Origin of the sequence: Chitinophaga sp., from assembly GCF_035564935.1 — a bacterium.
Lineage (GTDB): Bacteria > Bacteroidota > Bacteroidia > Chitinophagales > Chitinophagaceae > Chitinophaga.
Genome location: NZ_DATMTE010000649.1, coordinates 1 through 5,735, shown reverse-complemented (window position 1 = coordinate 5,735; position 5,735 = coordinate 1). Strand labels below are relative to the sequence as shown.

7 protein-coding genes are annotated in these 5,735 nt (G+C 49.1%); 3 read left to right on the top strand and 4 right to left on the bottom strand.

Annotation, left to right across the window (positions count from 1 at the left end):
- A partial coding sequence (locus VN105_RS16680) for an FAD-dependent oxidoreductase (protein WP_325642662.1) occupies window positions 1-1,323 on the bottom strand: 1,323 nt, incomplete at its 3' end.
- Entirely contained in the window at window positions 1,320-2,045 is a 726-nt protein-coding gene (locus tag VN105_RS16675) for an SGNH/GDSL hydrolase family protein (RefSeq protein WP_325642661.1), read from the bottom strand. The genes VN105_RS16675 and VN105_RS16680, both read right to left, overlap by 4 nt.
- 185 nt (window positions 2,046-2,230) lie before the next feature.
- Between VN105_RS16675 and VN105_RS16670 the strand changes: the two genes are divergently transcribed.
- The 3 genes from VN105_RS16670 to VN105_RS16660 are packed head-to-tail and all read left to right on the top strand — an operon-like array spanning window position 2,231 to window position 4,135.
- A complete protein-coding gene (locus VN105_RS16670) occupies window positions 2,231-2,884 on the top strand; it encodes a FadR/GntR family transcriptional regulator (RefSeq protein WP_325642660.1) in 654 nt (217 codons plus the stop codon).
- Window positions 2,885-2,895: 11 nt separating this feature from the next.
- The gene (locus VN105_RS16665; protein WP_325642659.1) at window positions 2,896-3,729 is read left to right on the top strand and encodes a sulfite exporter TauE/SafE family protein; all 834 of its coding nucleotides are present in this window, start codon (window positions 2,896-2,898) and stop codon (window positions 3,727-3,729) included.
- Window positions 3,730-3,739: 10 nt separating this feature from the next.
- The gene (locus tag VN105_RS16660) at window positions 3,740-4,135 is read left to right on the top strand and encodes a DUF1634 domain-containing protein (RefSeq protein ID WP_325642658.1); all 396 of its coding nucleotides are present in this window, start codon (window positions 3,740-3,742) and stop codon (window positions 4,133-4,135) included.
- Window positions 4,136-4,137: 2 nt separating this feature from the next.
- Here VN105_RS16660 and VN105_RS16655 read toward each other — a convergent pair whose 3' ends face one another.
- Window positions 4,138-4,530, bottom strand: coding sequence for an acyl-CoA thioesterase (locus VN105_RS16655; protein WP_079470631.1), 393 nt, complete (start codon window positions 4,528-4,530; stop codon window positions 4,138-4,140).
- Window positions 4,531-4,559: 29 nt separating this feature from the next.
- The coding region (gene nagA / locus VN105_RS16650; RefSeq protein ID WP_325642657.1) for an N-acetylglucosamine-6-phosphate deacetylase at window positions 4,560-5,735 on the bottom strand (1,176 nt) is incomplete at its 5' end.

The following is a 5,735-nucleotide window of genomic DNA, read 5'->3' as shown; positions in this document are numbered from 1 at the left end:
CGCATTATGCGCATCCAGTGTGTAAGAACCCATACCAATAGATTGTGGCACCGGAGTTTCTCCAAGCACGGATTGCTGGGTCATAACATGCACGCCTTTCATGCGTCTTGCTTCGCGTACATACAACTGGTGCGGCCAGTTATGATTATCCCGGAACTCATCGGCCGATAAACCCCAGGTTTGCATGCGCTGCCGGATGGCAGAAGGCACACGGGCATCATGCGCAAGGAAATATAATAGTCCCTGCTGGTATACTTCATGCTCATGAATAATTTCCTTCCGGCGTTCATAAGACGCTTCGGGGTAATCGTAGTTCATGCCGATGTTATCAAAACTAAAAGGGCCATGATTGTTCACGTCCGTTTTATGATTGGGGATAGGATCAAACTTGTTGAACACTTCATTCCAGCCGCTGTCCAGCACACGAACAAGCAGTTCATACTGCGTTGAATCGTATCCTTCAGGTTTGGGTAAAGCAATACGGTTGGCAGGATTATCGGTAAGGCACGTACGAAAACAATAGGCTTGTATCCTTTTATCTGCCGCACCTTTCTCACCCGGATCTTCGCCGGAAACACGCGGCAGCAAACCACTCTTCGGATCGCCGGGAATACGGTAAGGGCTGATGTTTTGTTTGAAGTGATGCCCATGATGCAAAACGCCGGTTTGTACGCCGTTCCAGCTTTCGCCGTAGGTGGCTACCGCTTCGCGGCCTGTAGTATAACTCACGCCGGCAGCAGCCATCAGGTCGCCCTCATAGGTAGCGTCAATAAATACTTTGCCGCTATAAGTATGGCCGCTGAGCGTAGTAATGGACTGTATCTTCCCATCTTTCTTTTTTACACCCTGGTTACGGTCCAGCCACTCCTCCCGGTAAACTTTGATCTTATTCTCCCTGATAAAATCTTCAAATACCTGTTCTGCTGCATGGGGTTCAAAGATCCACATGGTACGTTCTGCCCCGTCCATTGCCGGTGTGCCTTGTCCTTTATTACCATACTCCGCCTGCCGTTGCCAGTTCCAGGCAGCAGGCTGCTGGTAATGCAGCCATATACGATGGTAAAAATCACGGGCAAGCCCGCCTATCACTGATTTGTTACCCGTATCAGTGAATCCGAGCCCCCCGGATGAAAGGCCACCCAGGTGCTTATCAGGCGATACCACGATCACCGTTTTGCCCATTTTATGCGCCTGTACCGCAGCTGTTACCGCTGCGGAAGTGCCGCCATAAATAATTACATCTGCCGTGTAAACCGGCGCTCCGGCGCGGGAAAACAAACAAACACTCACCATGATGGTTGCTAACAGTACTATTTTTCTCATGCTGTCAATAATTTTTTAAGATATGCAGGATAACTTTTCCCTTCTGTACCACCATCACCAAAAGTGATGCTGTCGCCGAAGCAAACCACCCTGCTGTGAGGCAGCTGCTTCTGTGTAATATATTCATATAACGCCACCGCCATGGTACGGTATCCCGCCGGCGTGGGGTGTACACCGTCCTGCTTGTTGCTGTTGGCTACATTCTGGATCAGGCTTCCCATCTCTTCACTTACATCTCCCACCTGTTGGAAAATATACCCCATGTCCAACAGGTCCTGGTTATTATCCGCTGCCACTTTCCGGATCACATTATTCACTTGTTCCTTTCTTTTGGCATGTCCTTCCGGTTCATAAAATGCACGCGGATGCCGGGTGTATAAGTAGGGCTCATATACCGGCAGGATAGTCATCAGCAATACCCGGCTTTTCGCAGCTGTCAGTTGCGCCACTATATTCCGCAGATTGGCTTCATACGCTGGCAAAGCAATATGTTTCATCGAATTCATATCATTGGTGCCGATCTTAAGGATGGTCAGATCCGGCTGATGCGCCAGGCAATCTTTATCGATACGCTTCAGCAGATCAACGGTATTATTACCGCCAATGCCTGCGTTGAAAATAATACAGTCGTTAGCATGATAAACCTTCCCCGGGAAATATTTCCCCGGAAATGAAAACGTGGCGGTGAGTAACCCGGCCTGTAGAAAATTCCTGCGATGCATTTGTTTTTATTTGAAGGGAAATAAAATACGGTTAATAAACTGTATTTCTAAGCATTATCTTCCAAACAATAAAAAACAGCCATTAACCTCTTATCTCTCCAAAAAAATAAAATTATCAAGGCGCTAAAAATAAAACATCTGATGTTTAAATAAACATCATACCTTTGTGTTGTAAACGGACAATCATGGAGCCAACATCCAAATTATCGGACCGCGTCATCAACGCCATCCAGAAAGATATCTCACAGGGGAAATATAAACCCGGCCAGAAAATACCCGCAGAACCCGAATTGATGGTACAATACGCCGTAGGCCGCTCTACCATCCGGGAAGCCATTAAAACGCTGGCTATGACGGGCATACTCCGCGTGCAACAGGGAGCAGGTACTTTCGTAAATGAAACCGTGCAGGCGGAATCGCTGGACCAGCGCCTGAGAAGGGCCGACTTCGAGGAAATTAACCAGGTAAGGCGCATGCTGGACTATGAAATTGTGAAACTGGCAGCAGAAAACCATACGAAAGAAGACCTGCACCAGCTGAAGGCATTGCTGGAGCAACGAAAAAAGGCCATCCTCGAACACCAGTACCAGCAATGCCTGGAAGCGGATATCGCCTTCCACATCGCGGTGGCAAAAGCTTCGGGAAATAATGTGCTGGCGGATCTTTTCCGCAGCTTTACAACGGTGATCCGCGACTTCTTCACCAAACGCGATACACAAAGCATCAGTCATTTTGCTATCAGTCACCACCTGCATGAACAATTATACAAAGCCATCAAAAGTGGTAATGCAAAATTATCCCGGCAGGTAATGGAAGATATCCTCGACAATAACTATTAAAATACCAACAGATGAACATCCTGATCTTTAGCTTAATACTGCTGGCAGGCGCTTATGTGGCAGGACTGTTAGGCTCCCTCACCGGTTTGGGAGGCGGGGTGATATTGATACCGTTGCTAACACTCGTATTCCATGTGGATATCCGCTATGCCATTGGCGTAGCCCTGCTGGCTTCTATCGCCAACTCTTCCGGCGCAGCCTCTGCCTATATTAAAGAAGGCATCACCAACATCAGGCTGGGCATGTTCCTGGAAATAGCCACCACGGCCGGCGCTGTAGGTGGTGCGCTGCTGGCCGTATTTACCCCGGTAAACACCATCGCCATCCTGCTTGGGGTAGTGCTGATATTTTCCGCTGCCATGACCATCCGGAAAAAGCATGAACATGCGGAGCAAACGGGCAGTAAATTATCTTACCTTCTAAAACTGAACAGCAGCTACCCAACACCCAACGGGGAAGTAAGCTATCAACTGAAAAATGTGGCCGGCGGATTTGGTATTATGCTGATTGCAGGCGTGCTATCCGGCCTGTTGGGCATCGGGTCCGGCTCATTAAAGGTGCTGGCTATGGACAGCACTATGCGCATACCTTTCAAGGTAAGCACCACTACCAGCAATTTTATGATCGGCGTTACCGCTGCTGCAAGCGCAGTGGTGTATCTACAGAGAGGATATATTGATCCCGGTATGGCTTTCCCGGTAGTACTGGGTGTGTTGGGTGGTGCATTCACAGGCGCCCGTTTACTTACGTTTATAAACGCACGCACACTCAGGATCATCTTTTCTGTGGCCATCACTTTTGTGGCGCTTGAAATGATCTATAACGGATTTAATCACCAGTTTTAATTACTGCATAATGAACGTATTCAGGAAAATACTCGGCGACCGCGATATTGAATTACTCATCGGCAAACAGCTCAGAACCGGCGTGGTTACTGCCAGCTGCATTGCGCTGCTGGGAGGCATCTTTTACCTGGCGCAACAGGGAGCCGCCAGCGTGCCTGATTATTCACAGTTTAAAGGAGAAGGCGCCGAATATACCTCTTTCCGTGGCATCCTCCACGGTGTGGCTACCGGTAGCGCCACGGAGTTTATTCAGCTGGGTGTGCTGGTATTGCTGGGCACTCCCATTCTCCGTATCTTTTTCTCACTGCTGGCTTTTGCCCTGGAGAAGGACAGGCTGTATGTGTGTATCACCATGCTGGTGCTGGGGATTATTTTATTCAGTATGTTCGGCGGACTGAAAATATAATACTATTCTTCTCTTAGGCGCTCGTCTGTATACGTGATAGCGGTTCTGCCATGGGGAACAGGTTTGCCCTGTTCATCCACGCTTACAAACACCATTTTATCTACCGTAAGAATAGTTTTTTGTGTGATCTTATTCCGCACCTGGCAGGTGAGTGTAAGAGAAGTTCTGCCAAAGTGGGTGGCTTTAATACCCAGTTCTACGATATCGCCCTGGCGGGCAGAATTGATGAAATTAATTTCAGACATGTACTTGGTTACGCAGCGGTTGGTTCCTAATTGAATGATGGAATAAATAGCTGCTTCTTCATCGATCCAGCGCAGCAGGCTGCCACCAAATAAAGTACCGTGTGCATTCAGATCCTCCGGCTTTACCCATTTCCGTGTATAAAAATTCATGCCTCAACAATTTTGAGGGCAAAGCTATTTCATTCTCCGATATGATGCACAACTTTTCCTGATACCATGGTCAGTTGTACCTGTATGTTATCATCAAAAATAACAATATCCGCATCCTTTCCTGCTGCCAGTGTGCCTTTCCTGTTATCCACCCCCATAATGCGGGCAGGGGTATAACTCATCATCCGTACAGCTTCTGCTACCGGCACGCCTGCCAGGTTCACCATATTCCGCACGAGGCGGTCCGTAGTAGCTACGCTGCCTGCAAACGCGCTGCCATCGGGCAGTTTGGCCACTCCATCTTCTACTATTACATCCAGGCCACCGTTCAGCGGTCCCAGTACGCTTTTGCCGGGAGGCATGCCCGCCGCGCGCATGGCGTCTGTGATGAGCGCTACGCGGTCCGGTCCTTTGATTTTATAGATCAGCTTCAGCAACGATGCAGGCAAATGCGCGCCGTCTGCAATCACTTCTGCATCTATTTCATCTATCAGGTATACGCTTTCAATAACGCCGGCGTACCTGTACAGGTTACGGCGTGTTACGCCCGACATGGCCGAATAAAAATGCGTAGCCAATGTATAACCACATTCCACTGCCTTCACTACATCTTCATAAATAGCATCTGTATGGGCAATAGCCGGTAAAACGCCTTTGCTCCGCAGGTAATTACCCATTTCCAGCGCACCGGGTAATTCGGGCGCTACGCTCCAGCGCACAATATGTTCACTGTAATCCAGCACTTCCCGGTACTCCGCAGGATCGGGGTTCCGGATATAACGCGGGTCCTGTGCGCCGCGCTGGCTCATAGCAAAATAGGGTCCTTCAAGATGAATACCCAGGAAGGATGCCCCGTTGTGCGGCTGCGCCACGGCCTGTTTGTATACGTCCAGCGTATGTAACAAACCGGACTTCTCCGCGGTTAAAGTAGTAGGCACCATTGCAGTAGTACCATATCGTGCATGCGTTTCCGTTATACGGTGAAAAGCGTTTACGGTGCCATCCATAAAATCATGGCCGCCGCCTCCATGTATATGCAGGTCAATAAAACCGGGGGCAATATAATTTCCCCCGGCATCTATTATCCTGTCCGCGTAATCCGGGATTGTTCCTTCTCCCACGGCTATGATCCGCCCGTCCTTTACCAGCACGCTGCCGGGTGCAATTACCCGGAATGGTGTGATCAGGCGGCCGTTGATAATCTT

Coding starts and splice junctions, on each gene's coding strand:
- VN105_RS16675 (WP_325642661.1), bottom strand. CDS start 2,045: ATGCATCGCAGGAATTTTCTACAGGCCGGGTTACTCACCGCCACGTTT.
- VN105_RS16670 (WP_325642660.1), top strand. CDS start 2,231: ATGGAGCCAACATCCAAATTATCGGACCGCGTCATCAACGCCATCCAG.
- VN105_RS16665 (WP_325642659.1), top strand. CDS start 2,896: ATGAACATCCTGATCTTTAGCTTAATACTGCTGGCAGGCGCTTATGTG.
- VN105_RS16660 (WP_325642658.1), top strand. CDS start 3,740: ATGAACGTATTCAGGAAAATACTCGGCGACCGCGATATTGAATTACTC.
- VN105_RS16655 (WP_079470631.1), bottom strand. CDS start 4,530: ATGAATTTTTATACACGGAAATGGGTAAAGCCGGAGGATCTGAATGCA.